The 24325-nt window shown below is 54.4% G+C and carries 24 protein-coding genes, 1 other RNA gene, 2 pseudogenes and 1 riboswitch; of the genes and pseudogenes, 9 read left to right on the forward strand and 18 right to left on the reverse strand.

The window, feature by feature from the left end:
- Positions 1–194: 194 nt before the first annotated feature.
- Complete coding sequence (locus tag NSS88_RS01120) at positions 195–1502, reverse strand: nucleobase:cation symporter-2 family protein (RefSeq protein WP_055358859.1); 1308 nt, start codon at positions 1500–1502, stop codon at positions 195–197.
- The gene (locus NSS88_RS01125; RefSeq protein ID WP_341082611.1) at positions 1499–2086 is read right to left on the reverse strand and encodes a xanthine phosphoribosyltransferase; all 588 of its coding nucleotides are present in this window, start codon (positions 2084–2086) and stop codon (positions 1499–1501) included. Before NSS88_RS01125 ends, NSS88_RS01120 begins: the two co-directional genes overlap by 4 nt.
- Before the next feature lie 115 nt (positions 2087–2201).
- Positions 2202–2303: riboswitch (purine riboswitch) on the reverse strand.
- A 388-nt stretch (positions 2304–2691) separates the two neighbouring features.
- Between NSS88_RS01125 and NSS88_RS01130 the strand changes: the two genes are divergently transcribed.
- Genes NSS88_RS01130 through NSS88_RS01140 form a run of 3 tightly spaced genes read left to right on the forward strand, consistent with a single transcriptional unit; the run spans position 2692 to position 4996 of the window.
- Positions 2692–2853 (forward strand): cytochrome c oxidase subunit 2A, encoded by a 162-nt coding sequence (locus tag NSS88_RS01130; protein ID WP_049625393.1) that lies wholly within the window; start codon positions 2692–2694, stop codon positions 2851–2853.
- 21 nt (positions 2854–2874) lie between these two features.
- On the forward strand, positions 2875–3345 hold the full coding sequence (locus tag NSS88_RS01135) for a cytochrome c oxidase subunit II (protein WP_033015318.1): 471 nt from the start codon (positions 2875–2877) through the stop codon (positions 3343–3345).
- 1 nt (position 3346) lies between these two features.
- Positions 3347–4996 (forward strand): b(o/a)3-type cytochrome-c oxidase subunit 1, encoded by a 1650-nt coding sequence (locus tag NSS88_RS01140; protein ID WP_049625392.1) that lies wholly within the window; start codon positions 3347–3349, stop codon positions 4994–4996.
- Between the two features lie 39 nt (positions 4997–5035).
- Here NSS88_RS01140 and NSS88_RS01145 read toward each other — a convergent pair whose 3' ends face one another.
- The 14 genes and pseudogenes from NSS88_RS01145 to NSS88_RS01210 form a co-directional block, all read right to left on the reverse strand.
- A complete protein-coding gene (locus NSS88_RS01145) occupies positions 5036–6538 on the reverse strand; it encodes a carboxypeptidase M32 (protein WP_033015325.1) in 1503 nt (500 codons plus the stop codon).
- Positions 6539–6658: 120 nt separating this feature from the next.
- Positions 6659–8596: an ATP-dependent DNA helicase gene (locus tag NSS88_RS01150; RefSeq protein ID WP_033015327.1), complete on the reverse strand. Its 1938-nt coding sequence runs from the start codon at positions 8594–8596 to the stop codon at positions 6659–6661.
- 130 nt (positions 8597–8726) lie between these two features.
- Positions 8727–9863 (reverse strand): THUMP domain-containing class I SAM-dependent RNA methyltransferase, encoded by a 1137-nt coding sequence (locus NSS88_RS01155; RefSeq protein ID WP_033009237.1) that lies wholly within the window; start codon positions 9861–9863, stop codon positions 8727–8729.
- A gap of 133 nt (positions 9864–9996) precedes the next feature.
- An RNA gene (gene rnpB / locus NSS88_RS01160) (RNase P RNA component class B) lies at positions 9997–10395 on the reverse strand.
- 82 nt (positions 10396–10477) lie between these two features.
- Entirely contained in the window at positions 10478–10774 is a 297-nt protein-coding gene (gpsB, locus tag NSS88_RS01165; protein WP_033009238.1) for a cell division regulator GpsB, read from the reverse strand.
- A gap of 215 nt (positions 10775–10989) precedes the next feature.
- The gene (locus NSS88_RS01170; protein ID WP_033009240.1) at positions 10990–11226 is read right to left on the reverse strand and encodes a CotD family spore coat protein; all 237 of its coding nucleotides are present in this window, start codon (positions 11224–11226) and stop codon (positions 10990–10992) included.
- Positions 11227–11624: 398 nt separating this feature from the next.
- Positions 11625–12896, reverse strand: a complete 1272-nt coding sequence (locus NSS88_RS01175; RefSeq protein ID WP_033015329.1) for a ribonuclease H-like domain-containing protein — start codon at positions 12894–12896, stop codon at positions 11625–11627.
- A 67-nt stretch (positions 12897–12963) separates the two neighbouring features.
- Positions 12964–15240 carry a DEAD/DEAH box helicase gene (locus NSS88_RS01180; protein WP_055359034.1) on the reverse strand — a complete coding sequence of 759 codons (2277 nt, stop codon included), beginning with the start codon at positions 15238–15240 and terminating at the stop codon, positions 12964–12966.
- A 172-nt stretch (positions 15241–15412) separates the two neighbouring features.
- Positions 15413–16438 carry an IclR family transcriptional regulator domain-containing protein gene (locus NSS88_RS01185; RefSeq protein WP_033015333.1) on the reverse strand — a complete coding sequence of 342 codons (1026 nt, stop codon included), beginning with the start codon at positions 16436–16438 and terminating at the stop codon, positions 15413–15415.
- Positions 16395–16583, reverse strand: a pseudogene (locus NSS88_RS01190) (4Fe-4S dicluster domain-containing protein); the annotation flags it as partial. The gene NSS88_RS01185 and the pseudogene NSS88_RS01190, both read right to left, overlap by 44 nt.
- Positions 16584–16585: 2 nt before the next feature.
- A pseudogene (locus NSS88_RS01195) lies at positions 16586–17161 on the reverse strand (FAD-binding protein); the annotation flags it as partial.
- On the reverse strand, positions 17106–17834 hold the full coding sequence (locus tag NSS88_RS01200; protein ID WP_230581340.1) for a TIM barrel protein: 729 nt from the start codon (positions 17832–17834) through the stop codon (positions 17106–17108). The gene NSS88_RS01200 and the pseudogene NSS88_RS01195, both read right to left, overlap by 56 nt.
- Positions 17835–18031: 197 nt before the next feature.
- Positions 18032–18670, reverse strand: coding sequence for a Bax inhibitor-1/YccA family protein (locus NSS88_RS01205; RefSeq protein WP_020755708.1), 639 nt, complete (start codon positions 18668–18670; stop codon positions 18032–18034).
- A gap of 49 nt (positions 18671–18719) precedes the next feature.
- Positions 18720–19016, reverse strand: coding sequence for an AbrB family transcriptional regulator (locus NSS88_RS01210; RefSeq protein WP_259463474.1), 297 nt, complete (start codon positions 19014–19016; stop codon positions 18720–18722).
- Positions 19017–19021: 5 nt separating this feature from the next.
- Between NSS88_RS01210 and NSS88_RS01215 the strand changes: the two genes are divergently transcribed.
- Positions 19022–19333, forward strand: a complete 312-nt coding sequence (locus NSS88_RS01215) for a hypothetical protein (RefSeq protein ID WP_033015338.1) — start codon at positions 19022–19024, stop codon at positions 19331–19333.
- Here the strand turns inward: NSS88_RS01215 and cysK are convergent.
- On the reverse strand, positions 19319–20242 hold the full coding sequence (cysK, locus tag NSS88_RS01220; protein ID WP_033009303.1) for a cysteine synthase A: 924 nt from the start codon (positions 20240–20242) through the stop codon (positions 19319–19321). The two genes, NSS88_RS01215 and cysK, sit on opposite strands and share 15 nt — an antisense overlap.
- Positions 20243–20556: 314 nt before the next feature.
- On the opposite strand from cysK, the gene NSS88_RS01225 reads away from it, so the two are divergent.
- The 3 genes from NSS88_RS01225 to NSS88_RS01235 all read left to right on the forward strand — a co-directional run bounded on the left by NSS88_RS01225 (position 20557) and on the right by NSS88_RS01235 (position 23657).
- Positions 20557–21924, forward strand: a complete 1368-nt coding sequence (locus NSS88_RS01225; RefSeq protein ID WP_341082615.1) for an ISLre2 family transposase — start codon at positions 20557–20559, stop codon at positions 21922–21924.
- Positions 21925–22153: 229 nt separating this feature from the next.
- Positions 22154–23257 (forward strand): histidine kinase N-terminal domain-containing protein, encoded by a 1104-nt coding sequence (locus NSS88_RS01230; RefSeq protein ID WP_049625980.1) that lies wholly within the window; start codon positions 22154–22156, stop codon positions 23255–23257.
- 46 nt (positions 23258–23303) lie between these two features.
- Entirely contained in the window at positions 23304–23657 is a 354-nt protein-coding gene (locus NSS88_RS01235; protein ID WP_033006776.1) for a hypothetical protein, read from the forward strand.
- A gap of 19 nt (positions 23658–23676) precedes the next feature.
- Here NSS88_RS01235 and NSS88_RS01240 read toward each other — a convergent pair whose 3' ends face one another.
- The gene (locus NSS88_RS01240; RefSeq protein ID WP_015374705.1) at positions 23677–23817 is read right to left on the reverse strand and encodes a hypothetical protein; all 141 of its coding nucleotides are present in this window, start codon (positions 23815–23817) and stop codon (positions 23677–23679) included.
- A 13-nt stretch (positions 23818–23830) separates the two neighbouring features.
- On the opposite strand from NSS88_RS01240, the gene NSS88_RS01245 reads away from it, so the two are divergent.
- Positions 23831–24016, forward strand: coding sequence for a hypothetical protein (locus NSS88_RS01245; RefSeq protein WP_061567589.1), 186 nt, complete (start codon positions 23831–23833; stop codon positions 24014–24016).
- A gap of 20 nt (positions 24017–24036) precedes the next feature.
- Positions 24037–24261, forward strand: a complete 225-nt coding sequence (locus NSS88_RS01250) for a spore coat protein (RefSeq protein WP_015374703.1) — start codon at positions 24037–24039, stop codon at positions 24259–24261.
- The last annotated feature ends 64 nt before the right edge of the window (positions 24262–24325 follow it).

Genomic DNA, 24325 nt, shown 5'->3' on the forward strand with positions numbered 1-24325 from the left:
AGCGGGATGAATGTTTTTCCCCGGCCCGCAGCCGGCGAGCCATTGGCGTCAATGGGACCGTTTCACAGCCGGCTGTCTTTGTTTTGCTTGCGCACTGCCGGAAACGCACGCCCGTTCTCCCCGCAGCGGCGGCACGAAGCGCGGCCGCAGCCTCAGGAACAGCTGATGGATTTCTATGAAAGCGATCAATACGATTATGAAATTTTTTGTTCCTGCAACGGCAGTGCAGCCGATTTTCTCGCCTTGCCGAAATGGAAGACGGCATTTAAAAGGATGGCGGTGAGGCCGCCGGCAACGATGCCGCTGTCCGTCAAAATGCGCAGGCCCGCCGGAAGCTCAGCAAACAAGTTCGGCACCGCCGTCACCCCAAGCCCTATGCCGACCGAGCAAGCAATGATCAGCAAGTTTTCTTGCACAGCCAAATCGACTTGGCTTAACATTTTCACGCCGTAGGCGATGACCGTGCCAAACATGGCGAGCATGGCCCCGCCTAAAACCGGCACCGGGATGATTGTCGCCACGGCGGCGATTTTCGGCACAAATCCAAGCAGGACAAGAAATGCCGCGGCAGCGTAAATGACATTGCGCGTTTTCACGCCCGATAGCTGAACAAGTCCGACGTTTTGCGAATACGTCGTATACGGAAATGCGTTCAACAGCCCGCCGATGATGATGGCCAATCCTTCAGCGCGGTAGCCGCCCGCCAAATCGTTATCGGTTAGCCAGCGGCGGCAAATGTCCGACAAAGCAAAGTAAACGCCGGTCGATTCGACAAGGCTGACGATCGCGACGAGCACCATGGTGAAAACAGCAGACCCATGAAACGTCGGGGCGCCAAAGTAAAACAACGTCGGCCAGTGAAGCCATGACGCTTCCGCAACCGGCGTCCAGTCCACTTTTCCCATCATGGCCGCGGCAAACGTTCCGGCTGCCATGCCAAGCAAAACAGAGATCGAGCGGATGAATCCTGTAAAACAACGATACAGCAAGATAATCAGCGCCAGGACGCCAAATGACAGCGCCAAGTTGGCCGGATCGCCGAAGTCTTTTGCCCCTTGCCCGCCGGCCATGTTGTTCACCGCCGCTGGGATGAGCGTCAAGCCAATAATGGTCACGACCGAGCCGGTGACAACTGGCGGAAACAACGTCCGCAACTTGCCGAAATACGGACTGATGAGCACCACAACCGCTCCGGCGCAAAGGATCGCCCCATACACTGCCGGCATCCCGTACTGTCCGCCAATAGCGATCATCGTCCCGACTGCCGTAAATGTGCAGCCAAGCATAACCGGCAAGCCGATGCCAAACCACTTGTTTTTCCACGCTTGCAAAAACGTCGCAATGCCGCACGTCAATAAGTCAATGGCCACTAAATACGTCAGCTGTTCGCTCGTCAAATGCAACGCCCCGCCGACGATAAGCGGAACGACGATCGCCCCGGCGTACATCGCCAATACGTGTTGGATGCCGAGTGATCCAACTTGCCACCATTTCATCTTCATTGACTCATCACCTCGTCAGCAAATTGAATGACACCACCATCAAGCGACGCGATGCAGGCGAGCGATACGACGCGGAAGCCGCGCGCACGAAGCAATCGCCCGCCGTCTTGAAACGCCTTTTCAATGACGATGCCGATGCCGGCGACAACCGCGCCGGCTTGTTGGACAATCTCCGTCATTCCAAGCGCTGCCTGGCCGTTGGCTAAAAAGTCATCGATAATGAGCACCCGGTCACCGCTGTTAAGCAACGAACGGGAAACAACGATCTCGTTCGTCTCCTGCTTCGTAAACGAATATACTTCCGCGCGGTATACATCGTCGGCCATCGTCACTGGCCGCCGCTTACGGGCAACGACAAGCGGGATGCCAAGTTCATACGCGGCCATGATGGCCGGGCTGATGCCCGATGACTCAAGCGTCAACACTTTCGTCGGCCGCTCGCCGCAAAACCGGCCGGCAAACGCTTCGCCGATCCGCTTCATCAGCTGTGGGGCGACCTGATGGTTCAAAAAGCGATCGACTTTCAGCACCCCGCCGGCCAGCACCTCTCCTTCAGTGGCAATTTTTTCGAGCAATTCGCGCATGCCAATCCCCTCCAAAATAAAAAAGCTTAAAAAACACCGGCCTCACTCATTCCATGAGTCAGGCAATGTCTTTTAAGCCAAGGCAAAAGGAAGGCGCAAGACGGCCATGGCCGCCCCCCTTGACATTACCACTCATAGTCAGCCGATTTACGGTCGGCTGGTAGAGACTCGCAAGCCGTATTCTTGCGATTATATGAGTGAGTCAGCATGATTCAGTTACTAGCAGTATACCACGGAAAGCGGCGGATGAGAAGCGGTTTTTTAATAAAAAAAAAAACGAACATTAAATAAAAAAATAATTAATCATTCGTTTTTACTCTCCTTTGCCGTCAGCTATCTTCGTTCCGATTCTGTCCGGGACAAAACCGTTGCCGCTGTCCCTCATCAGACGGATCCGCCGCCTTTTTCCTTCCCGCCCTTTTCCTACATTGTTCACCATCGTCACCATTTGTTCAAACTTCTTGTGTTGTTTTTGTGAGAAAAGTCACTGTTGCAGCCGTTTTGTACGGTTATGATAGTGTCAAAGCAGGGAAACTCACGCTTGGCGCACCTGCCTGTCAACGTTATGGGGGATGAATCCAAAACGCACGAGGAGGGATGAAAGGATGGCCAAACCAGAGCGGACAAAACCGACGGCAATGGACCGGCAAACAAAAAAGGAAAAAGAGCCGGCGCTCAGCGGCACGCTGTCGTCCGTGTTTTTGCTCGGCTTTTTCATCATTTTCGCCTGGGTCAGCGTCTACTTTTTATTTTTACACCGCCTGTAAGCGGCAAGGGAGGGACTTGAGATGCACATTCATAAGTATGAAAAAATTTGGCTGACGTTCGGCATCGGTTGTTTGATCGTCTTTTTGACGGTCGTCGGCGTGAGCGCTTTCGCCGCCGGACAGCAGCCGCCAAGCTGTCTGACGACAATCGATCCGGAAAAAGTGGACACTACCCCGCCGTTTGATCATCCGGGGCTTGTGAAAAAAGGGGATGACGAATACGAACTGAACATCGTCGTGGCCGCGTTTTCCTTTACGCCAAATGCCATTGAAATTCCAAAAGGAGCGAAAGTGACGATCAACGTCACCTCAAAAGATGTCATTCACGGGTTTGAAATTCCCGGAACGAACATCAATATGATGGTCGAACCCGGCTATGTCAACAGCTTGACAACGACGTTTGACAAACCGGGCGAGTATACGATTCTTTGCAATGAATATTGCGGCGCCGGCCACCATATGATGACGGCGCGCATTAAGGTGGTGGAGTGAGATGGTGAACTCGTTGGAAAAAGTCGATCGCCGCGACGCCAAACTGGCGCTGGCACATTTGTTTGTCGCCTTTACCGCCCTGGCGCTCGGGGGATTCGCCGGTTTGTTGCAAACACTCGTCCGTTCCGGCAAGTTTGAGCTGCCGGCTGGGATCAGCTATTACACGATTTTGACGACGCACGGCGTCTTGCTTGGGCTTGTGCTGACGACGTTTTTCATTATCGGCTTTCAGTTCGCTGCGGTCAGCCGCACGACCGGAGCGCTCTCGGACGGTTCGCGCCGGCTCGGCTGGATCGGTTTTTGGATGATGACGGCAGGGACGGCCTGCACAGCCTTTTTCATCCTAACCGGCCAAGCATCTGTCTTATATACGTTTTACGCGCCGCTTCAGGCGCACGCTGGCTTTTACATCGGCTTGGCGCTCGTCGTCGTCGGCAGCTGGGTGAGCGGGTTTGGAATGTTTGCCCATTACGCGCGCTGGCGGAAGGCGCACCGCGGTCAGGCGAGCCCACTGTTGGCGTTTATGTCTGTCACGAATATGGTATTATGGCTCATCTGCACGCTTGGCGTAGCCGCCACCGTCGTCTTTCAGCTCATTCCGTGGTCGCTTGGGCTCACGGATCGGGTGAACGTGCTCTTGAGCCGGACGCTGTTTTGGTATTTCGGGCATCCACTCGTCTACTTCTGGCTATTGCCGGCGTATATGGTTTGGTACGCTGTCATCCCGAAAGTGATCGGCGGCAAAATATTCTCCGATTCGCTCGCGCGGCTGGCGTTTATCTTGTTTTTACTGTTTTCGATTCCAGTCGGCTTTCACCATCAATTGCTGGAGCCAGGGATTTCGCCGTTTTGGAAGTACGTGCAAGTCGTCTTGACGTTTATGGTCATCATTCCGTCGCTCATGACAGCGTTTGCCATGTTTGCGACGTTTGAATCGTACGGCCGCTCGCAGGGGGCAACCGGCCTGTTCGGCTGGTGGCGGAAATTGCCGTGGGGCGACGCCCGCTTTTTCGCACCGTTTGTCGGGATGCTGTTTTTCATTCCGGCCGGCACGGGTGGAATCATCAATGCTTCGCACCAGCTCAACCAAGTCGTTCATAACACGATTTGGGTGACCGGCCACTTCCATTTGACCGTTGCCACGACGGTTGTGTTAACGTTTTTTGGCGCATCGTATTGGCTCATCCCGCATTTGACCGGCCGGGTGATGACGAAAGCGATGAACCGGCTTGCCATCATCCAAACGATCGTATGGGCGGTCGGGATGACATTTATGTCCGGCTCGATGCACTTTGCAGGCTTGCTCGGGGCGCCACGGCGCTCAGCGTTCTCCACATACGGCAACTCGCCGCAGGCGCTTGAATGGATTCCGTACCAAATCGCCCAGGCGGTCGGCGGCACCATTTTGTTCATCGGCATCATTTTGATTCTTGTCATCGTCATTAACCTAGCGTTTCTCGCTCCGAAAGGCGAAACCGAATTCCCGGTCGCCGAAGCGGCCGCCCCGCAGGAACGGGCGGCGTTGGCGCTCGAAAACTGGAAGCTGTGGATCGGCCTCGTTGTGGCGCTCATTGTCATCGCCTATACGGTGCCGCTCATTGACATCATTCAAAATGCTCCGCCGGGATCGAAAGGATACAAATTATGGTAAGCAAATCCCCCTCTTCCAAACCGGAGAGGGGGATTTGCTTTATAGACAATAAATCGCTTTATATTTTTCTTCTAAATAACGGATCAAGTGTTCGGCGTTGAGCGGCTCACCGGTGGCATCGCGCACAAGGTTGAGCGGCTTTTTCGTTTTTCCGAATCGATGAATGCGCTCGGTCAGCCATTCACGAATCGGCGCGATGTTCCCTTCTTCAAGCAACGCCGCCATGTCGAGTTCTTTTTCGAGCGCCTGTTTGAATTGCGCCGCGTACATATAGCCGAGCGCATACGACGGAAAATAGCCGAAGCTGCCGCCCGACCAATGGACGTCCTGCAACACGCCGACCGCATCGTTGTACGGGCGGATGCCAAGATATTGCTCATATTTCTCATTCCATACGTCCGGCAAGTCCGCCGCTTCGATATCGCCGGCAAACAGCTGCTTTTCGATTTCGTAGCGGATGATAATGTGAAGCGGATACGTCAGTTCATCGGCTTCAATCCGGATCAGCGACGGCTTCGCCTCATTGATCGCCCGGTAAAACGCATCCAGCGAAACGCCGGCAAACTGCGATGGCGCGTATTGCGAAAGACGTGAATAATGCCGCTTCCAAAATGAATAGTGGCGGCCAACCATATTTTCGAAAAACAGTGACTGCGACTCGTGAATGCCCATCGATGCCCCACCGCAAAGCGGCGTGCCGACAAGCGTTTCGGAAATATGTTGTTCATACAGGGCATGGCCGCACTCATGAATCGTCCCGAAGATGGCGGTGCGAAAATCGCGTTCGTCGTAGCGCGTCGTAATGCGCACATCGTTTGGGTTCAACCCGATCGCAAACGGATGAACCGTCTCATCAAGCCGCCCTTTGCCAAAGTCATAGCCGAGTTCCGGAAGCAGCTCCAAAAGAAACGCCCGTTGCCGTTCTTTCGGAAACGCAGCAAACAAAAACGACGTATCCGGCTTATTTGGGGCGGCGGCAACGGCTTGTACAAGCGGAACGATGCGTTCACGCAGCCGGCCGAACAGCTGATCGAGCAGCTCGACCGTCATGCCCGGCTCATATTGATCAAGCAGCGTGTTGTACGGATGCCCTTCATATCCCCAGTACTCGATAAAACGGCGCTGAAACTCGATGATTCGCTCCAAGTACGGGCGAAAACGGGAAAAATCAGCGGTTGCTTTCGCCTCTTCCCAGACGCTTTCCGCTTTGGAGCGAAGTACTACATACTCCTTGTATTCGGCAACGGGAATTTTTTTATTGCGCTCATATTCTTTTTTGCACTCATCGAGCGTGCGCTGCGTCACTTCACCAAGCTGTTCATACACCCCTTTGGCTGACAGTTTGGCGATAAACGCCGCCATCTCTTCGGATATCGACATTTGGAACGCTTCCGCCGACAGCATGCCGATCACTTCCGAGCGCTGTCCGACTCCTTTCTTCGGAGCCCCGGTCCGCAAATCCCAATACATGAGGCCGATCGCCTCATGGTATCCCATCATTTTTTTGACATATTCCAAAAATTGTTCTTCCATTCGCTTCATCGAGCCCCATCCTCCCACTGTTTTTGTTGGCCGTATCATCATTTCCATAACAAGTGGGCATTTTCCTGCTGACACATCGGGAAATATCCGCTTCGGCTGCAAAAAGAAAAAGGGAAGAACTTATTCTTCCCTCACCGCTGTCGGCAGCACCTCTTTGACCGCTTGGATGACTTGCGCATCGTCGCGGTCAGTGACAAAAATGGAGACGATGCCGCGATCATCGCGGGTGCGGATGAGCCGTCCGACCCCTTGACGGAGGCGGAGCAGCATGTACGGCACATCAACGCTCCAAAACGGATCGCGGTATGCCTTCCGTTTCGCCTGAAACACCGGATCGTTCGGCGGATACGGAAGCGACCAAATGATGACGTTTGACAATGACGGCCCCGGGATGTCAAGCCCTTCCCATAAATGTTCCGAACAAAGCACGGTCTCCTCATTGCGCTGAAACTCGGCGACCAAATCGCTGATTTCACGGTCTCCCTCAAACAAGAACGAAAACGGTTCATCGGCCGCTTCTTCTTTAAATTGGAGCAGCTCTTCGCGCGTCGGGAACAAGATGAGCGCCCGGCCGCCGGTTTCGCGCAATTTTTCGAGCGCATAGCGATATTTTTCCGCAAACAGCGTCTCGCCGGCGCGGAACGTCGGCATATAAATTGTCATTTGCTCATCGTAATCAAACGGCGATGGCACGCTGAACGACAAATAGTCATCAATGCCCAAGCTTTGGGCAATATAGGCAAACGATTTTCCGCTCGACAGCGTCGCCGATGAAAAGATAAACGGCATTCGTTTGCTGAACACTTTTTCGCGCAGCACTTCCTGCACGGTGCGCGGCATGACGACCAAAGTCGCCTCTTGGCGCGATGACTCAAGCCATGTGATCGCATCGGCGTTCGTCAAAAACAAGTCGAGCGAATATTGAATTTGATCCAAATATTCGTCCACGATGTTCAGCTGATAATGGTCGATCGTATACGTCTCGCTTTCAAACACAAGCTCATTGCCGATTTCAACGATTTGCCTGTGCAGCTGCTTCGCCCATTGCTGCAGGGCGGGCGACGGCAAAATTTCTTTCCGGTTCGATCCGGGAACGTCTTTCGCGCACGCTTTCAATTCCGCAAAAAAGCGCGCGCTCGTCTCCAACGTCTCCTCAATTAAATAAGCGAGCTGTTCACGGATGTCGTTTTCGAGCAGCCTTGTCAGCAGCATCTCAAGCGTCGTCTCTTTCATCCGGTACGTCAGCGCCTTTTGCGCGGCAAACTCAAGCAAATGCCCCTCATCGAACACGATGCAGCTCGCCTCCGGCAACAGCGGCAGCTGGCCTTCCCGCTTGCGCGCCTCATACGTCCAGACGTGTTCCATATAAAAATCGTGCGAACAGACGATCAAATCCGTCGCTTTTCGATAATAATCGCGCCAAAGCGTCTGGCCGCAGCGGTGCCGCTTTTCACATGTAAAACAATCCTGAAACGGGTCCCAGGCGATTTTTTTCCACTGCTCATCACTCAAATGGGCGTATTCCTTCCGGTCGCCATAGCGGTAAAACGACTGCATCGGTTTATTATCGTGGACGAATGCCGGAAGCTCATCAAAAATTCGCTCGTATAATTCGATATCCTCGTCATCATATGTCGTGACTTCTTCGAGCTTATTTAAACATAAATATTGATCCGGCGATTTGGCCAGCCGGACGTCGATATGCAGTCCAAGCACATCGGACAATTTGGCGATATCCCCTTCTTTTTTGACGAGCTGCTCGATCAATGTCTCATCCGCGCAGGCGATGATGGCCGGCTTGCCAGTGTAGCGGGCGTAACAAATCGCATACAGCAAATAGACGATCGTTTTTCCCGTGCCGACCCCGGCTTCGGCAAACATCACCTTTTTCTCGCGAAACGCGCGCTCGAGCTGGAACGCCATATAAATTTGCTCATCGCGCAGCTCAAACCCGGCCTCTGGCAAAATATCGTAAAAAACATCGCCGATCCATTGGCTGAGCTTGTCAAAGAAGTTTTCGTTTTTTTCTACTGTAAATGGATAACGATCATGGCTCATCGCCGCCACCCCTCCAAATTGGCATAAACTCCCCCGGCATCATCATGCATAAGCGCGCAACAAGTTTGTTGCGCGCTTATTCTCAATAACAAGACAATATTATGATGGATCGCCGCCGAGAAGTCAACTTCTAGCCTTCACGCGGCGGCCGCGGCCCCCAATATTGGTAGTAATGCGTTTCGATAAAGCCGTTAAACAGCTTGCGCCGTTTGGTTGCCGGTCGGCCGTAATGCGTTTCAAAGCCGCGGTGGGCGGTTAAGATATAGACCGACCACGTATCCAAAGAGGCGTAGGCGCGGCCGATAGCGCGATAGAGCGCTTCCACTTCCCGGCGTTCGCCAAGCCGCTCCCCATACGGCGGATTGCCGACAATCACTCCGTACCGCTTGTCCGTCCGAAACTGCTCCGCCCGCCCGACTCGAAACGACAATAAATCGGCAAGCCCTGCTTCCGCCGCGTTCGCCTTGGCGGTTTCCACCATGTGCGGATCGATGTCCATCCCGATAATATCCAAAGGCTGGTCATAGCGGGCCAGCGCTTCTGCTTCTTCGCGCGCGCGCTCCCACACTTGTTTCCCGATCCACGGCCATTGTTCGGAAACAAAGTCGCGGTTGAATCCAGGGGCAATGTTTTGGCCGATGAGCGCTGCCTCAATGGCGATCGTGCCCGAGCCGCAAAACGGGTCAACAAACGGGCGATCCGGCGTCCAGTTGGTCAGCAGCACCAAGGCGGCGGCGAGCGTCTCTCTGAGCGGCGCTTCCCCTTGGCGGAGACGATAGCCGCGCTTGTGCAGCCCGGCGCCGCTCGCATCGATCGTCAAGGTGGCGATGTCCTTATGGAGCGCCACTTCGATGCGGTAGAGCGCCCCTGTTTCAGGAAACCACGACAGCCGATAGCGCTCCTTTAGGCTTTCAACAACCGCTTTTTTGACGATGGCTTGGCAATCGGAGACGCTGAACAACGTTGATTTCACTGATTTTCCAATAACAGGGAACGAGGCGTCTTTCGGCAAATAATCAGCCCATGGCAGCGCCTTCGTCTGCTCAAACAACTCTTCAAACGTCGTCGCCCGAAACTCGCCGATTTTGAGCTTCACACGGTCGGCAGTGCGCAGCCAAAGATTGGCGCGGCAAATCGCAGCCGCATCACCTTCAAACATCACCTTGCCGTTTTCCACTTGGCATTCGTAGCCAAGCCGGCGCACTTCATCCGCCACAACCGCTTCGAGCCCCATCGCGGCCGTGGCAATGATTGAAAATCGCTCCATCCGCTTCCCCCTATTCTGGCAGGCAATATGTATTTCATCTCCAAGTATAACCATCCTGCAAAACAACCGATACAAGAAAAGCCCTCCTTCATGCAGGAGGGCTTTTCATGATGCCATCACCACGTTAATCATGCTCTATAAGCCATGTTCTGTACCTTCGTACTGCAAGCGGCTTTGCGCCTCGTACTCCGGCGGTAATCATCTATCTACAGGCTGCATGCGCCGCCTGTCCTTCCCTCCGTTCATTTCCTTCGGGAAGGTGCCCCTACCATCATTTGGGTTTCTCGCTCGTGGGGTTTACCGCGTTCCACCTCTAAGGTTTCCCTTAGAGCTCCGTCACTGTGGCACTTTCAGGGTAATCGAACCATATCCCGAGCCGGGACGTAGGTTCTTTCCCCGCCGTCAGCCCAGCCGAAGCCAGGCTGCCCTAGCTTATGGATTCGCTAGGCACGAACACTACGGGCATCTCAGCACCGTGCGAGCATGGACTTTCCTCTACGGCCGAAACCGGCCGCAGCGATTACCCGAGCATGATTAACGCTGCGAGCATTTTACAGTATAATCGATTTTTCACATAAGAGCAAGAGAAAAAAATTGGAATTTGTCTACATCGCCTACTCGTACAGCTTCCGGCCAAACACATGTTTCTCTAAATTGGACAGGCGCTGCAAAATATCGTAGTTTGTCGTCCCGGCCGATACCGACGGCCGCTTTTGCAGCTCCTCGACTTGCCGCTTCAGGCGGGCGTTTTCTTGTTGCAGCTCTTCAATTTCCTGCTGAAACGCTTCGTAATCTTTGATGATCATATCTAAAAACTGGTCCACTTCGTCTTGATTGTACCCCCGCATGCTCACCTTAAATTCCTTTTCTAAAATGTCTTTCGGCGTTAGTTTTACGCGATTGGCTGACATGGCTTTCACCTCAATCCGCTTTCAACTCTTTTCTTTATTTTTTCAGAAATCGGTCCGGTTGTCAATTGACGTTTTCTTTATTCCGGTCGCGAAACCGAATAAAAGGAAATGATTCCATCCATCCCCTCATACTTGAAAACGGATGTTCCAGCGCATGGTCCGGACACCGTTTGACAAAAAACAGAGGCCGGCGAGCGGCCCCTTCGTCCGTTTGTTTAATATCCAACCGGGAACGGCGGCATCGGCCCTGGGCAATACAGGTGCCGGTTGGCAGCCTGAGCGACGGCCGATTCCGTATGCGGGAAATAATGGTGATGTTCATACAATTGGTGATACACATGCATCGTATGCGACGGATGGATATGCGGCACAATCGTTGCTTGAAAATGATGTTGGACGCAGCATTGAGGCGGATGAACAATCGGCGCCGTTACATAAGGCGGGCAATGCATAGGCATCCTTCTCCTTTCATCTAGACTGTTGGTTTGCAATACTAGCCTATGATGAACGAACCGAACTCGTACTAGTGTAGATACCCATTTTGCACGGCGGCGCTGCCAAACCGAATCCGCTTCTTCAGCCCCGCCCACGCGGCGCCGGTCATCTCGGGCATCGTGAACCGTTAATAAACATAATGGAACACGACAAACGTCAAGCCGACGACAATAAAAAAGAGGTACAAAATTTTTTTGTACATGCTCCTCATCACATTCTTCTCCCTGCCCTCGTTTTCGTTCATTCCGACGCCATTGTACACGTTTTTTTATTTTTCTACAAGATTCGCAGCAAAAGAAGAGTAGGAATTTTTCTGTTTCTGTCACATTTTGCGCTTGCCGGGGAAATGGGCGTCTCATTTTCCCGGCCTGTTTTTCTTGCGCATAAGCCGCTCAAGCCGCTTGCGCCACTCCCGCTCCTCCCCGTCCGCCGCCTGCCGGCTCGCCCTGGCAAGCGACCGCCATGCCTCATACGCCGCCGCCGCATAACGGTGCGCTTCATCAAGGTCACGGAAATAATGTTCGTACGCTTTCGCCAGCTCAAGGCCCGCTTTCATCTTCCAATAGACGCCACACTCCAATAAGTCGCGCCAAAGCGCCGCCGCCTCGTCATACCGTTTTTCCTTCCGATATAAAAGCGACAGTTGCCACTTCGCCATATGCGCTTCTTTCGCCTGCCCGGCGCCCGCCTGTTCATAGACGCCCCGCGCGGCCGCCGTCTCCCCGACCGTTTCCAACCAGCGGGCAGCGGCCAGCTGTTCGCCTGGATCGGTGAGTTGGTTTGCGTCAAGCAGCTGAATCGACAAATGAATGTATAACACGATGAGCGACAACACGTCTTGCTCATTATGGCGCAAAACGGGCATGATCCGGTCGGGATGGGGCGTTTGCAAAAACGCTTGGTACATCATCGGCGCCAAAAAACCAGGCACATCATCGTTCCGTTTGACGCCAAGAATATGCCGCTCCACTTCAGCCAACCGCAGCGAATCGAGCCGGCCTTTCCATAATCGGCGGGCGGCATGGTACAAATCGAAATGACCGAACGCGGGCAGCTTCGGCACCATGTCACGGACAAGGGCATGGCGCGTTTTCAGCCGCGGCCAGTCGAACGCTTTTCCATTGTACGTAACAAGCGTCGTATAGTTGACATCGGATAAGAAACTTTGATACAGCGCCACTTCCGCTCCGGGATGCGGCAAAAAATGCTGGCGGACGATGACGCAATCACCGGCAAAGCGGGCATGGCCGAGCAAAAACATGACATTTCCCGCTCCGCTTGAAAGCCCCATCGTCTCCGTGTCAAAAAAGAACAAGTCGCCAACGGCAAACCCGCGGCACGAGAGCGGGTGGGAAAACGGCGCCTCCTGCCAGCGCCGGTGCACCTCATAAAACGCACCGAGCCGATAGCGGCCATGTTCGTGATCAAGCGGGTACACCGTCTCGCGGACAAGACAATAATCGCCGGCAAACGAATGCGGAACAACGCCGCATTGTCGCCACTGCTCAGCAAACGGCACGTCCGCCGCCCGGCATTCACCCGCTTCTGCTTCAAGTTCTCCGGCCGCAGCCTTCGGTTGATGCCGGGCGGCCAGCAACTCTTTCCATTGCGACAGCTTTGGCTTCATCCGTCTCGCCCTTCCTTTCCGTCCAGTCTCGATGACCGGGAAGCTGCGCCGCAGGGCGCGGTTGGCGCTAAGCCGAGGAACCGCTCCGCACAGCGAGCTGTTCAGCTAAAAACTGCACCAATTCATGCTTGACCGGCATCCCTGCCGCATCAAGAGCACCGATGCACGATGGACAGCCATCCGCACACGGACAGCGCTCCACCCACTCTTTCACTTTCGCCAGCATTTGTTCATACCGCTCAAACAGCGCTTCCGATAAACCGATGCCGCCCGGATAGCGGTCATAAAGGAAAATGGTCGGCCGTCCGGAGTGCGGCGCCTTCAGCTGCGGCACAACATGAATATCCGAGCGGTCGCACATGACAAACATCGGCACTAGATGGCCAAGCACGTTGGCGATGCCCACCAGAATGTGCTCAAACAACGCCGGGGAAAACCGCGGCGGCACTTCCATCCATTCGAGCCATGCCGCCGACGTATGAAGCGTTTCTTCCGGCAGGCGGATCGGCCCCCATCCAATGTTTTCAAACGTCGACAGTTTCAGCTTTTTAAACATCGTCGCCATCGCCCGGACCGATACATCGCCGTACTTGACGGCCATCGCCCCTCGTTCGGCAGTACGGTCTTCAGACAGCACTTCAAGCTGCACGGCCAGATTGGCATCGGTGAAATATTCGACATCCACTTGACGGACGTACGCTTTTTTCTCCTCCCAATCAAGCTGCTCAACTTGGTATTGCGTCCCTTCGTGCAAATAGATCGCTTCTTCATGGAGTAGCGTCATCGCGCTGAAGCGATCCATCTCACCGATGACACGATGGCGGGCGGTGTCAGAAACATCGATAATGACGACATTTTCCTGCGCCGCAGAGCGCAAACTAATGTTTTGCGCCGGAAACGCTTCGCTCATCCAATGCCAGCGGCCGCCGCGCTCATAAAGCACCCCCTGCTCAGCCAAAAAATCGAGCACTTCTTCGACTTCGACTCCACCAAACGTCTCGCCGCGCCGAAACGGAAGCTCGTACGCGGCGCATTTAAGATGGTCGACTAAAATGAGCATATTATCCGGATTGATGCGGGCTGTTTCCGGCGAGCGAGCGAAGAAGTATTCCGGATGGGCGGCGATGTACTGGTCAAGCGGACTTGAACCGGCCACCATAATCACGAGCGAATCGCCATGGCGGCGGCCGGCGCGGCCGGCTTGCTGCCACGTGCTGGCAATCGTTCCTGGGTAACCGGCGAGAATGCACGCCTGCAGCTGGCCGATATCAACGCCAAGCTCGAGCGCGTTTGTGCTGACCACCCCGATAATGTCCCCGCTGCGCAGCCCCTTTTCAATCGCGCGCCGTTCGTTCGGCAAGTAGCCGCCGCGGTAGCCGCGGACCGTCGTTTCCCCAATCCGCCCCTTCACCGCCGCCTGCAAATGGCTTAAGATAATTTCGGCGCGGACGCGGCTGCGGGCGAACACAATCGTCGGAATGTGGTTGCGTAAAAGCTGCCGCGCCAGTTCGACCGCCGTTTTCGTCGCACTTTGACGGACGTTCATCGTCCGCTCGACGACCGGCGGATTGTAAAACACGATATGTTTCCGTCCGCGCGGCGCCCCGTTGTTGTCAATCAGCGCCACCGGTTCGCCAATCAGCCGCTCAGCCAACTCCTGCGGATTGGCGATCGTCGCCGAGGTGCAAATAAATGTCGGCCGGCTGCCGTAAAAGGCGCAAATCCGCTTTAGGCGGCGGATGACGTTCGCGACATGGCTGCCGAACACGCCGCGGTATGTATGCAGTTCGTCGATGACGACGTAGCGCAACTGTTCAAACAGCGACATCCATTTCGTATGGTGCGGCAAAATGGCGGTATGGAGCATGTCCGGGTTGGTGATGACAATATGACCGGCCTGGCGGATTTTTTGCCGCAGCGCCGGCGCCGTATCGCCGTCGTATGTATAGCTGTAAATCGGCGTTCCCATCTCGGCGATGATTTCATGTAATTCGTTTTTTTGATCTTGGGCGAGCGCCTTGGTCGGAAATAAGTAAAGAGCGCGGCTTTCCGGCGCCTCCGCGATCGCTTGCAGCACAGGCAAATTGTAGCAGAGCGTTTTGCCGGATGCCGTCGGCGTCACGGCGACGATGTTCCGCCCGCTTCGCACCGCCTCATACGCTGACGCCTGGTGCGTGTAAAGCGAGGCGATGCCGCGCGCTTCAAGCGCCGCGCGCAGCCGCGGATTCAATTCGGTCGGAAACGGAACTGTGTCGGCTTCTTTCGGCTCAATTTCATGCCAATGAACGACGTTCGGGTCCTGACGAAGCTGTTCGATCCACTCGGAAAGCGTCTGTTTGTTCACGTTGCCAATCACCTCGTTTCTATTTTACATGCATCATTGCCGTTTGCACTAGCAAAACGCGGCGAAAAGCGGGCGTCTTTCGGAAAGCGAAGCGCAACACGGCTCGGCTGCATGCCCTTCCGTCCGCCATGCCCAGCCGGCCGTTCGCGCCGCAAAACAAAACGCCCAGCCGTTACGGCTGGACGGAATGAATCGGCCGATGGCCGAGCCGGGCGGAGAGTTCTTTGCCGATTTGGCGCATGCGCGCAGCAAGCCTCATGATGCGGTCATCCGTCATGCGGATCGTCGGGCCGAAAACGCTGACGGCGGCGACAACGCTTCCTGTATAGTCGAAAATCGGCACCGCGACGCAGCGGATGCCATATTCATTTTCTTCCAGGTCAAGCGCATATCCGTTTTGCCGAATGGTGTCAAGCTCGCGGAAAAACGCCTCGCGGTCGGTGATCGTCCAATCGGTATGTCTGGGCAACCCTTTCCGGTCGATGATCTCGGCGGCGACAGCCGGCGCTTTGGCGGCGACAAACGTATTGCGGAGCGTGCCGATGCCGTCCACTTCACATTCAATGACTGTTCCCGGGCCAACCAGCTCAGCGCCGACCGGGCTTCCGGTTAAAATGACATCGCCCGGTTGCAACGTCATGACATGGGACAAATAGGAGATCATTTTGCTGATCGAAATGATCATGAGCTCTGTCGGGCTGTTTTGTTTTTCGACGCCGTTCACGCGCGCTTTCACCGACACCGACAGCGGGTCAAGCTCCGTTTCAATAACCGGGCCGAGCGGCTTGCTCGCATCAAACAACACAAGCGGGTGCAAATTGCCGTCTCCAGCATGGAAAATATTCACAATCAGAAGCCCGTATTTGCGGCTGATGTTGGCGATTTCGTTCAACACTTCCGGCAGCCGGCTGCGCGGAATGACGCCGTCTTGCACTAAATAATCCGGCGAAATCGCCCCCATGGCGCCAAAGCCGGTTTTCCGGTTCGCCCACCAGCGCGCCCGCTCTTCCTCTGACTGGGCGACTTTCACTTCGCGCACATGGTGGCGGCGGCAAATCGTTAAAATATCGTCGATTTGCTCGTCAATCCCGGCGAAAATGCCGTCCACTTCAATGAGCAACAGCGCGGCGATGTCTTTCGGATGGCCGACTGGAAACGCGGCCGCGCGGAGAGTGCTGCTCTTGGCCGGTTTGTTCATACGTCGGACACGACTCCAAGCACATGCCGCAGTGGACGCAATCAGCCCACTTGCTCGGGTCCGGCAAGTCGGGAAATCGGGAGTTGCCGAGGCTTGTGGTCGCACACGCCGGGCTGTCCGTCCGTTCGTTGATTATCGTGCTCATGATTAAATCCCCCCAATAAAGCACTGATCGTTGAGCGTTTTGTTTGGATCTTTTCGCTTAATGCCTTCGAGCAAGAAAAAGTACGATGGCTTTCCGCCCCAAACGTCAACGCGCTGGCGCAGCGAAAATGGTAAATGTTTCACGATCGCATAGCCGCCAAGGCGAACTGCTGCCTGACGCAGCTCCTCAATGGCCGCCAACACCCCTTCTTCGCTTCCGTGTACATACACCTGGCAAAGCCCATGGCCCAATCCACCGTGCGCCTCAAGACGGACGTGGCAGCGATCAACGATAAGAACGCTTTCCTGCAAGACGGCGAGCACATCCAAGTTGACGACGCCGATTTTCACCGCCGCTTCCACGCCGTTTTTCGCCAGCGCCAGGCGCGCGTTCGACGCCGCTGTATAAAACGCCTGCCAAAAGACGGAAGCCTCCTCAGCAGCTAAAACGGACATTTCCGCCATTTTCGGCCGCAGCCGTTCCACCCATTGTTCTTGGTAATGGACGGCGTTTTCCACATCTTCACACCCGATCACAAGCGTATAAACCGGCCGTCCCGTCAGCCGCTCGGAAAGCGTGCTCTTGCAAAAATGCGAAAATCTCGCGATACGGAAGCGCTCCCGTCCCCGGCTCATGCCGCCCGGGGGCATCGGCAAATTGCACATGGTCAATCAATGGTTCATAGGCCGCAAACGTCGCTGTCACATCGCGCCCAAGCCGCGCCATATGGTAGATGTCGTATTGCACTTTCACATTTGCCCTGCCAAGAGCGCGAATGATGGCCACGGCTTCATCAATATCCGTTAAAAAGTAGCCCGGCATATCGAACGGATTGATCGGTTCAATCGTCAGCGTCAAACCGTGGACGCCGAGCGCAGCGGCCGCCTCATCCAAGCGGCGCATGTATATTTCTTTCGCCCGTTCCCGCGGCAAATCGGCCGGAACCACTCCAGCCATGCAATGAAGACGCGGCGCGCCAAGCGCGAGCGCATAGCGCACCCCTTCCTCAAGCGCACGGCGGAAATCGTCATGACGGCCGGGAAGAATCGCCAGTCCGCGCTCCCCCTTTTCCCAATCGCCGGCCGGCAAGTTGATCGTAACGAGCGACAGCCCGTATTCCTCCAGTTCAGCGGCAACCGCCTCAGGCGCCGCAGCGTACGGAAACTGGCACTCAACGTGCGAAAACCTGTGCTGCTTCGCCTTGGCAAAACCGGGCAAGAAACGGCGCTTCCGTGAAAATCGTCGAAACATTGACGGCAAACTTCATCATGAGGCCCCTTTCTTCTCCATTTCTTTCTTTTATTCGCCCCACCATTTGCCGATTCCTGCCTCACCGCGTTTCACCTTTCATGCCGTAAAAAAATAGCCGCACCATTTCGACTTGCCGCTTTGATCTGTGCCATCGTCATAGAAAAAGGGCTGCTCCTTTTGGCAGCCCTTTTTGGCACTCAATCCTCATCGCTGGCGAAAAAACGCAAAATGTAGACAAACAAATTGATGAAATCAAGGTAAATATTGACGACAATCATCGGGATATCCGCTTCCGTAAAGCCGTAGCGGGCCAAACGGTTGATGTCGTAAATCGTAAAGCCAAGGAAAATCAAAATCCCCAAAGCAGCGATGCCCATTTGCCCGACGCTGGAAAATGGAATGAACCATTGGATGATCAGCAAGCCAAGAAGCGCAAACGCGCCAAGCATCAAAAACCCGCCGAGGAACGAAAAATCTTCTTTCGTTCTCGCCGCGTAAATGGCAACGCCGGAAAACGAGACGACGGCCAGCGCAAACGCTTTGAACACCGCCGCTGCACCGATGACGGACAAGTAATAGCCGATGAGCGGATAGAGCGTCGCCCCCGAGACAAACATAAACGCAAACATGAGCGGATAGCCGACCGCTTTTTTGCTGCGGGCGAAGATCATCACCAAAAGCAAAATGAGTTCCAAGCCATAGAGCGGCAAGTACATCCCGGCCGGCACCCATTGCCCGGCATACAGCCCTGCGGTCGCAACAGCCAGCGCCGCTAAAAAGGAAACCGCCAACTTCGCCACCGGGCTGTGCGGACGATAAACGGTCGAATGGTTCATGGCAACCCCCCTCCTTTTTCTTTCTAGTTTAGCATATATTTGTTTCTTGTCACAGCCCTTTCTTTTGGATTGACGCAGACGGCATGACCCATCGTTCAATCGATCGAAACCAGCGGGCGGCAAACCATTTTTTCAGCACCGGCGGAACGACAAGCAAAATAAAAAAAATGCGGAACATTTGATAACTTGTCACAACAGCAAGATCGGCATGCGCTTCCCGCGCCAAAATCCCCATTTGATCCATACCCCCCGGCGCCAAATCGATGAACGCTGTCAGCAACATCACCGGCAATTGCCGGCCCATCTCCCCAAGCGTTCCTGCCGTCATCGATGGAGGATTCGAAATGGTTCATGAAATCCGTCACTGTTTTTATCATTCCGACCATGACGCAGCGCTGCGCTCGTTCGATCTGCCAAAAGAACAGCAACGATTCACCGCACTCCCCGCTGAGGCGCTCAACGCATGCGCCAAGGAACCAGAAAGAAAGCCGATTGTCATCCTTCATCAAGAACGACCGGTCGGTTTTTTTGTTCTCCACACCGGCAAACGATCAAACAAAAGCATTCCTCTTTGTTTTGCAGAGAGGAATGCTTCACTTCCCAATGAAAGGCAAGAAATCCTCGCTTTTTTCGTCGATCGACGTCCGCTTAATCGGCGAATAAATCGGATGACAAATACCGCTCGCCGGAATCGGGCGCCATGCAAAGGACGCGTGCGCCTTTCGGGAGCTGTTTTGCCACTTTGATGGCGTAATAAGCGCTCGCCGCCGCTGAGGCGCCGACCAAAATGCCTTCCTTGGCCGCCAGTTGGCGCGCCATTTGCTGGGCATCCTCATCTTTGATCAAAAAAATGTCATCGTAAATCGAGCGGTTTAAAATTTTCGGGATAAACCCCGGACCCGTGCCGGGAATTTTGTGCGGCCCCGGCTTCCCGCCCGACAACACCGGCGAACCGTACGGTTCAACGACGTAAATGCGCAAATTTGGAATGCGCTTTTTCAGTTCCTCCCCTGTTCCCGTCACCGTCCCGCCGGTGCCGGCGGTGAGCACGAACGCATCGAGCCGCCCATCAAACGCCTCGTAAATTTCCACCGCCGTTGTATGGCGATGCGCATCCGGATTGGCCGAATTTTCAAACTGCATCGGAATGAAGCTGTCAGGGATTTCGCCAGCCAGCCGGTTCGCTTCATCAATTGCCCCTTGCATCCGCTTCTCCGCCGGCGTCAAATAAACTTCGGCTCCGTACGCCTTTAAAATTTTCACCCGCTCCACCGTCGCATTGTCGGGCATCGTGATGATGCAGCGATACCCGCGGGCGGCGCACACCATGGCCAACCCGATGCCGGTGTTGCCGGACGTCGGTTCGATGATCGTGCTTTTTCCAGGCGTAATTTTCCCTTCCGCCTCTGCCCGGCGGATCATTTCCCAAGCCGGCCGATCTTTGACGCTGCCGCCTGGGTTGAACGATTCGAGTTTTATATATACGTCCGCTCCCTCCCGATCCGGGAGACGGTTGAGCTTCACGATCGGCGTACCACCGATCAAATCTAAAATCGAGTCATACAATTTCACGATCGTCCCCAACCTTTTGCAAAATATTTGTTCGTCCCATTCATTATAAATGATTTTTCCGTTTTTGTTCAAACCACCCGCCTTTTTCGCGGAAGGAAACTAGTTTTCTCGGATATGCAGCCATGTGTGAGTAAAATATTTGTGGGTGACATTCCGGAATGATTCCCCGACGAGGGTTGCGAACTTTTGTTCGCGACGCTCGTCGGGGCCACCAAGCGAAGCGCGGTAGAAAAAAGCAAATGTCATGCAAAAAGGACTCTCTCCCTGCTATGATGGTGATGACCAACATCCATAAAACAGGAGGGAGAGAGTCCATGAAACATCTTACCACAGAATGGCCTTTATTAAAAGAGCTGGAGGAACAATTAGTCAGAACTCTTCAAAAGGTGTTCGCTGTCTTGTTGGCGGCCCTTTTGGAGGAGATTGATCAACAACTGGCGGAAGCGCGGGACAAGCGCCGGTATCAGCTGAAAGACAAACGGCCGACTACGATCCAAACGCTGTTTGGAGAAGTGACGTTTCGACGGAACTACTACTATGACCGGCAAACGGGGAACTATACCTTCTTGCTGGATGCCGAACTGGGCTTTGATGGAGCGCAGTCGATCAGCCCTTGCCTCGAGGAAACGGCGGTCGAGTTGGCCGTAGAGTGCTCTTCCTACCGCAAAGCGGCCCGTACGTTGGAGTCGATCGTGGGGTATGCGGTCCTAAGCCACGAGGCGATTCGCCAACTGGTGCTGGAGGCCCCTGTCTCGCTGCACCGCCCTGTTTCCCAACGGCACGGCCGAGTGCTATTTGTGGAGGCGGATGGGCTGTTCATTTCCCGCCAGGGGAAAGGGAAACGGGCGAAAGAAGAGAAAATCCTGGCGGTTCACGAGGGATGGAAACGAAACGGTTCGCAGCTCGAGCTCGTGAACCGGCGCCACTACCTCCATGAAGGGGCGGGAGACGTGTGGGAACGGTTTGAAGAGTGGCTGATGAACGAATATGCCTATGATCCGTGCCGGGACCTTTTGATCATCAACGGCGACGCGGCGTCGTGGATCACGGCCTGCCGGGAGTATTTTGGGAAGCGGGCGTGCTTTCAGCTGGATCGATTTCATGTGGCGCGGGAGCTGCGTCAGTGTCTGTCCGGCCATCCGCGTTGGCGGGAGGTGCGGAGGAAGCTGGCGAAACAAGACGAAGAAGGACTTTTGGTCGAGCTGAACAGCGCGGTCGGCACGTTGGGGGACGAAGGCAAAGAACAACAGCTGGCCGCCTTGATTCGCCGGATCGAGTCGATGCCGGGATGCATCCGGGACTATCGGGAGTGGCTGTCGGAGCAAGGGGTGGAGACGACCGGCATGCGTCCGATGGGCCACGCCGAGAGCGTGATGAGCCGGTTTGCGCATCGGGTGAAATCCCGCCGCAGCTGGAAAGACCAAGGGCTTCGGGCGTTTCTGAGGGCGATGGCGGCCCGAATCGACGGGATTTGGCGGAGAAATGGGCAGTTGGTGGAGGAAGAAGAGACCCGAACGGCGGCCTCGGCCTCAACAAAGTCCAAGCGGATCGAACAGGCCAAACGGAAGGCCGGACGGTTATGGGCAGATGTGGTGCGTCAGAATCTACCGTGTCTGCAGCGGTCATCCGGGACGCCGATCCATCAAGCGTTGTCGGCGCTCCGGGATGGTGGTTGGGTGTAAAAAAATGGAATACAATATCATCACTTCAAGATGAGGGATGAGAGTCCGAAAGCGCTTACGATATGAATTCCTTAAAATGGTTCGCTAACTAGTGATTGACAACGCCCGTAGTGAACCGAAAAAATGTTCTCCACAAAGTCTTGACTGACTCTGCAGCCATTTTCCCTCTGTTCTAGTTCGATGTTCTCAATTATAATAAAAATAAACGACAGAAAGCGAGGTGGCTTTGTTGACATCTGCCGCACAGCAGCTTGTCACCCATTTGGAAACCCATTTGCCGGACTTCCTCGCCTATTGGCTGCAGCACATGAAAATTGCCGACGATGACAAATATATCGACTGTGTCGAACAAAACGGCTTGGCGGTGTTCACCTTGGTCAAAGAGGCGCTGCTGCAGTCGTGGCCCGGCGAGATGGTTGAACGGCTGGCGAACAAAATCGCCAAAGAACGGGAGGAGATGAACACCGGCATCGGCGCCCTTGTTTACAACGTAAACTTGGGACGGCGCCTGATCATCAACCATGCGTTGGCCGCACCGCTGTCCGTCGATGAGCTCGCCCCGCTCATTGACCATATGAACGAGTTGTTTGACCAGTTTTTGTTTCATGCGGTCACCAAATACAATGAGTTAAAAGAAAAGGAGCTGCATGAGAAAAATGCGCTCATTGCCAGATCGCATCAAGACCGGCTGACGCTGCTCGGACAAATGTCATCGAGTTTTATCCATGAGTTTCGCAATCCGCTTACGGCTATTATTGGTTTTATTCAATTATTGAAGTTTGAGCATCCGCATCTTCCTTATTTAGACATTATCGACCATGAGTTGCAGCAGCTGAAATTTCGCATTTCGCAATTTTTGCATGCCTCACGCAAAGAAATTGTTGAAAGCGAAAAGGAAACGTTTTCGCTTTGCCAGCTGTTGGAGGAAATTATCGAGTTTTTATACGCCTCGATCGTCGACAGCGATGTCGACCTTTCGGTGGCGATCGATGAATCCATACATATATTTGCCTATAAAGATCAGCTGCGCCATGTGCTGGTAAATATTTTGCTCAACTCGATCGAAGCGTTGAAAGAGAGGGAAAAACCGCGGCGGATCAACATCGCCGCCCGTTGCCAAGACGGAAGCATCATCATCGAAATCGCCAACAACGGTCCGTCCATTCCGGCCGACATTGTGGAAACGATTTTCGAGCCGTTTTTTACGACGAAAAAACTCGGAACCGGCATCGGGTTGTACATTTGCAAAAAAGTGATTGAAGACCATGGCGGAGATATCCGCTGTTCATCCGATGAAGACATGACGACGTTTTCCATCCGCCTGCCCGCATAACAAAGGGCGAAAATGGGCATGCTGGATGTAAAAAAGGATGATGTCGATGACACCGTCATGGAAACATTTGCTGGAACAGACGGCAGCCGCCATTCGCGAATGGCTTCAGCGGGAAAACCATTCGTTTGCCGAGCTGGCGGAGCTGATCCGCCATCATCCGGACACCGTCCGGTCCGAGCGCACTTGGCTCGGTTTGACGTACCGCTTTTACTCGCTGACACTGGCGGATGCGGCGCTGAGGATGGAAACAAAAGTCGCCCACAACGGGAACGAGCGCATTTTATCGTTGTCGCTTCACGCTCCGCGGACCAAAGCAGCCGTGTATCGTTCTTATGACGAAGAGAGCGACTTGTCCGATGTCGTCACCACCCCTCCGCTCGCGGAAAAAACCGCACCGTAACCGAACCGGTGCGGTTTTTTTAGCCTTTCATGCCCTGCAGCCATTCTTGGTAACATTCCGGACAAAGCGCTTCCTCGCGTTCTTCATCGTTCGCATGGAACGAGACGTAATGCACGTTGTCGTCGCACTCGCATTGGCAATAGAAACACGTTTCGTTCATCGATTGTCCCTCCTTGTCCGTTAGTGTGGACAATCCGAGGAACGTCATTGCAAGGAAAACATCCCCAAAAGCGATCAGCACGACGTGTGCGACAACAAATAGTCTAATGGCGAGCGACCCGCAGCTGAAATCGCTCATTCAACAAGACATGCAAAAAACAGAGCAGCACATCCGCGACTTGCAAAACTTATTATCGTAACGAACGGAGGAGGGACAACGATGCAGGCAACGATGACGCCGACCGGCGTATTCAATGATCAAATGATCGCCGCCGACTATCTCATTGGGGCGAAAAGCGCGATCAAAGCGTGCGCAATGGCCATTGCCGAAGCAACAACCCCGGAAGTGCGCAATACGCTGAAGCAACATGTGAACTACCCACCACCTACGCTTCGCTTGGAGGTGGGGGCTTCAAGCGACTTGTGCGTGTTCGCCGAACGGTAAGCCACACACAAGAACCCTTTACGCTTCCCTTCGTTCCGAAGGTGTCCGTTCTAGCCATATTCTA

It is taken from the genome of Geobacillus sp. FSL W8-1251 (genome assembly GCF_038005945.1).
Taxonomy (GTDB): domain Bacteria; phylum Bacillota; class Bacilli; order Bacillales; family Anoxybacillaceae; genus Geobacillus; species Geobacillus stearothermophilus.

What these genes read in the sequence shown, in the direction of transcription:
- NSS88_RS01235 (WP_033006776.1), top strand. Translation starts at nt 23,304, where the DNA reads ATGACACCGTCATGGAAACATTTGCTGGAACAGACGGCAGCCGCCATT.
- NSS88_RS01175 (WP_033015329.1), bottom strand. Translation starts at nt 12,896, where the DNA reads ATGAAGCCAAAGCTGTCGCAATGGAAAGAGTTGCTGGCCGCCCGGCAT.
- NSS88_RS01155 (WP_033009237.1), bottom strand. Translation starts at nt 9,863, where the DNA reads ATGGAGCGATTTTCAATCATTGCCACGGCCGCGATGGGGCTCGAAGCG.
- NSS88_RS01240 (WP_015374705.1), bottom strand. Translation starts at nt 23,817, where the DNA reads ATGAACGAAACGTGTTTCTATTGCCAATGCGAGTGCGACGACAACGTG.
- NSS88_RS01250 (WP_015374703.1), top strand. Translation starts at nt 24,037, where the DNA reads ATGCAGGCAACGATGACGCCGACCGGCGTATTCAATGATCAAATGATC.
- NSS88_RS01215 (WP_033015338.1), top strand. Translation starts at nt 19,022, where the DNA reads ATGAAATCCGTCACTGTTTTTATCATTCCGACCATGACGCAGCGCTGC.
- NSS88_RS01150 (WP_033015327.1), bottom strand. Translation starts at nt 8,596, where the DNA reads ATGAGCCATGATCGTTATCCATTTACAGTAGAAAAAAACGAAAACTTC.
- NSS88_RS01130 (WP_049625393.1), top strand. Translation starts at nt 2,692, where the DNA reads ATGGCCAAACCAGAGCGGACAAAACCGACGGCAATGGACCGGCAAACA.
- NSS88_RS01145 (WP_033015325.1), bottom strand. Translation starts at nt 6,538, where the DNA reads ATGAAGCGAATGGAAGAACAATTTTTGGAATATGTCAAAAAAATGATG.
- NSS88_RS01170 (WP_033009240.1), bottom strand. Translation starts at nt 11,226, where the DNA reads ATGCATTGCCCGCCTTATGTAACGGCGCCGATTGTTCATCCGCCTCAA.
- NSS88_RS01120 (WP_055358859.1), bottom strand. Translation starts at nt 1,502, where the DNA reads ATGAAGATGAAATGGTGGCAAGTTGGATCACTCGGCATCCAACACGTA.
- gpsB (WP_033009238.1), bottom strand. Translation starts at nt 10,774, where the DNA reads ATGTCAGCCAATCGCGTAAAACTAACGCCGAAAGACATTTTAGAAAAG.
- NSS88_RS01225 (WP_341082615.1), top strand. Translation starts at nt 20,557, where the DNA reads ATGAAACATCTTACCACAGAATGGCCTTTATTAAAAGAGCTGGAGGAA.
- NSS88_RS01135 (WP_033015318.1), top strand. Translation starts at nt 2,875, where the DNA reads ATGCACATTCATAAGTATGAAAAAATTTGGCTGACGTTCGGCATCGGT.
- NSS88_RS01185 (WP_033015333.1), bottom strand. Translation starts at nt 16,438, where the DNA reads ATGAACAAACCGGCCAAGAGCAGCACTCTCCGCGCGGCCGCGTTTCCA.
- NSS88_RS01205 (WP_020755708.1), bottom strand. Translation starts at nt 18,670, where the DNA reads ATGAACCATTCGACCGTTTATCGTCCGCACAGCCCGGTGGCGAAGTTG.
- NSS88_RS01125 (WP_341082611.1), bottom strand. Translation starts at nt 2,086, where the DNA reads ATGCGCGAATTGCTCGAAAAAATTGCCACTGAAGGAGAGGTGCTGGCC.
- NSS88_RS01200 (WP_230581340.1), bottom strand. Translation starts at nt 17,834, where the DNA reads ATGTTTCGACGATTTTCACGGAAGCGCCGTTTCTTGCCCGGTTTTGCC.
- NSS88_RS01140 (WP_049625392.1), top strand. Translation starts at nt 3,347, where the DNA reads ATGGTGAACTCGTTGGAAAAAGTCGATCGCCGCGACGCCAAACTGGCG.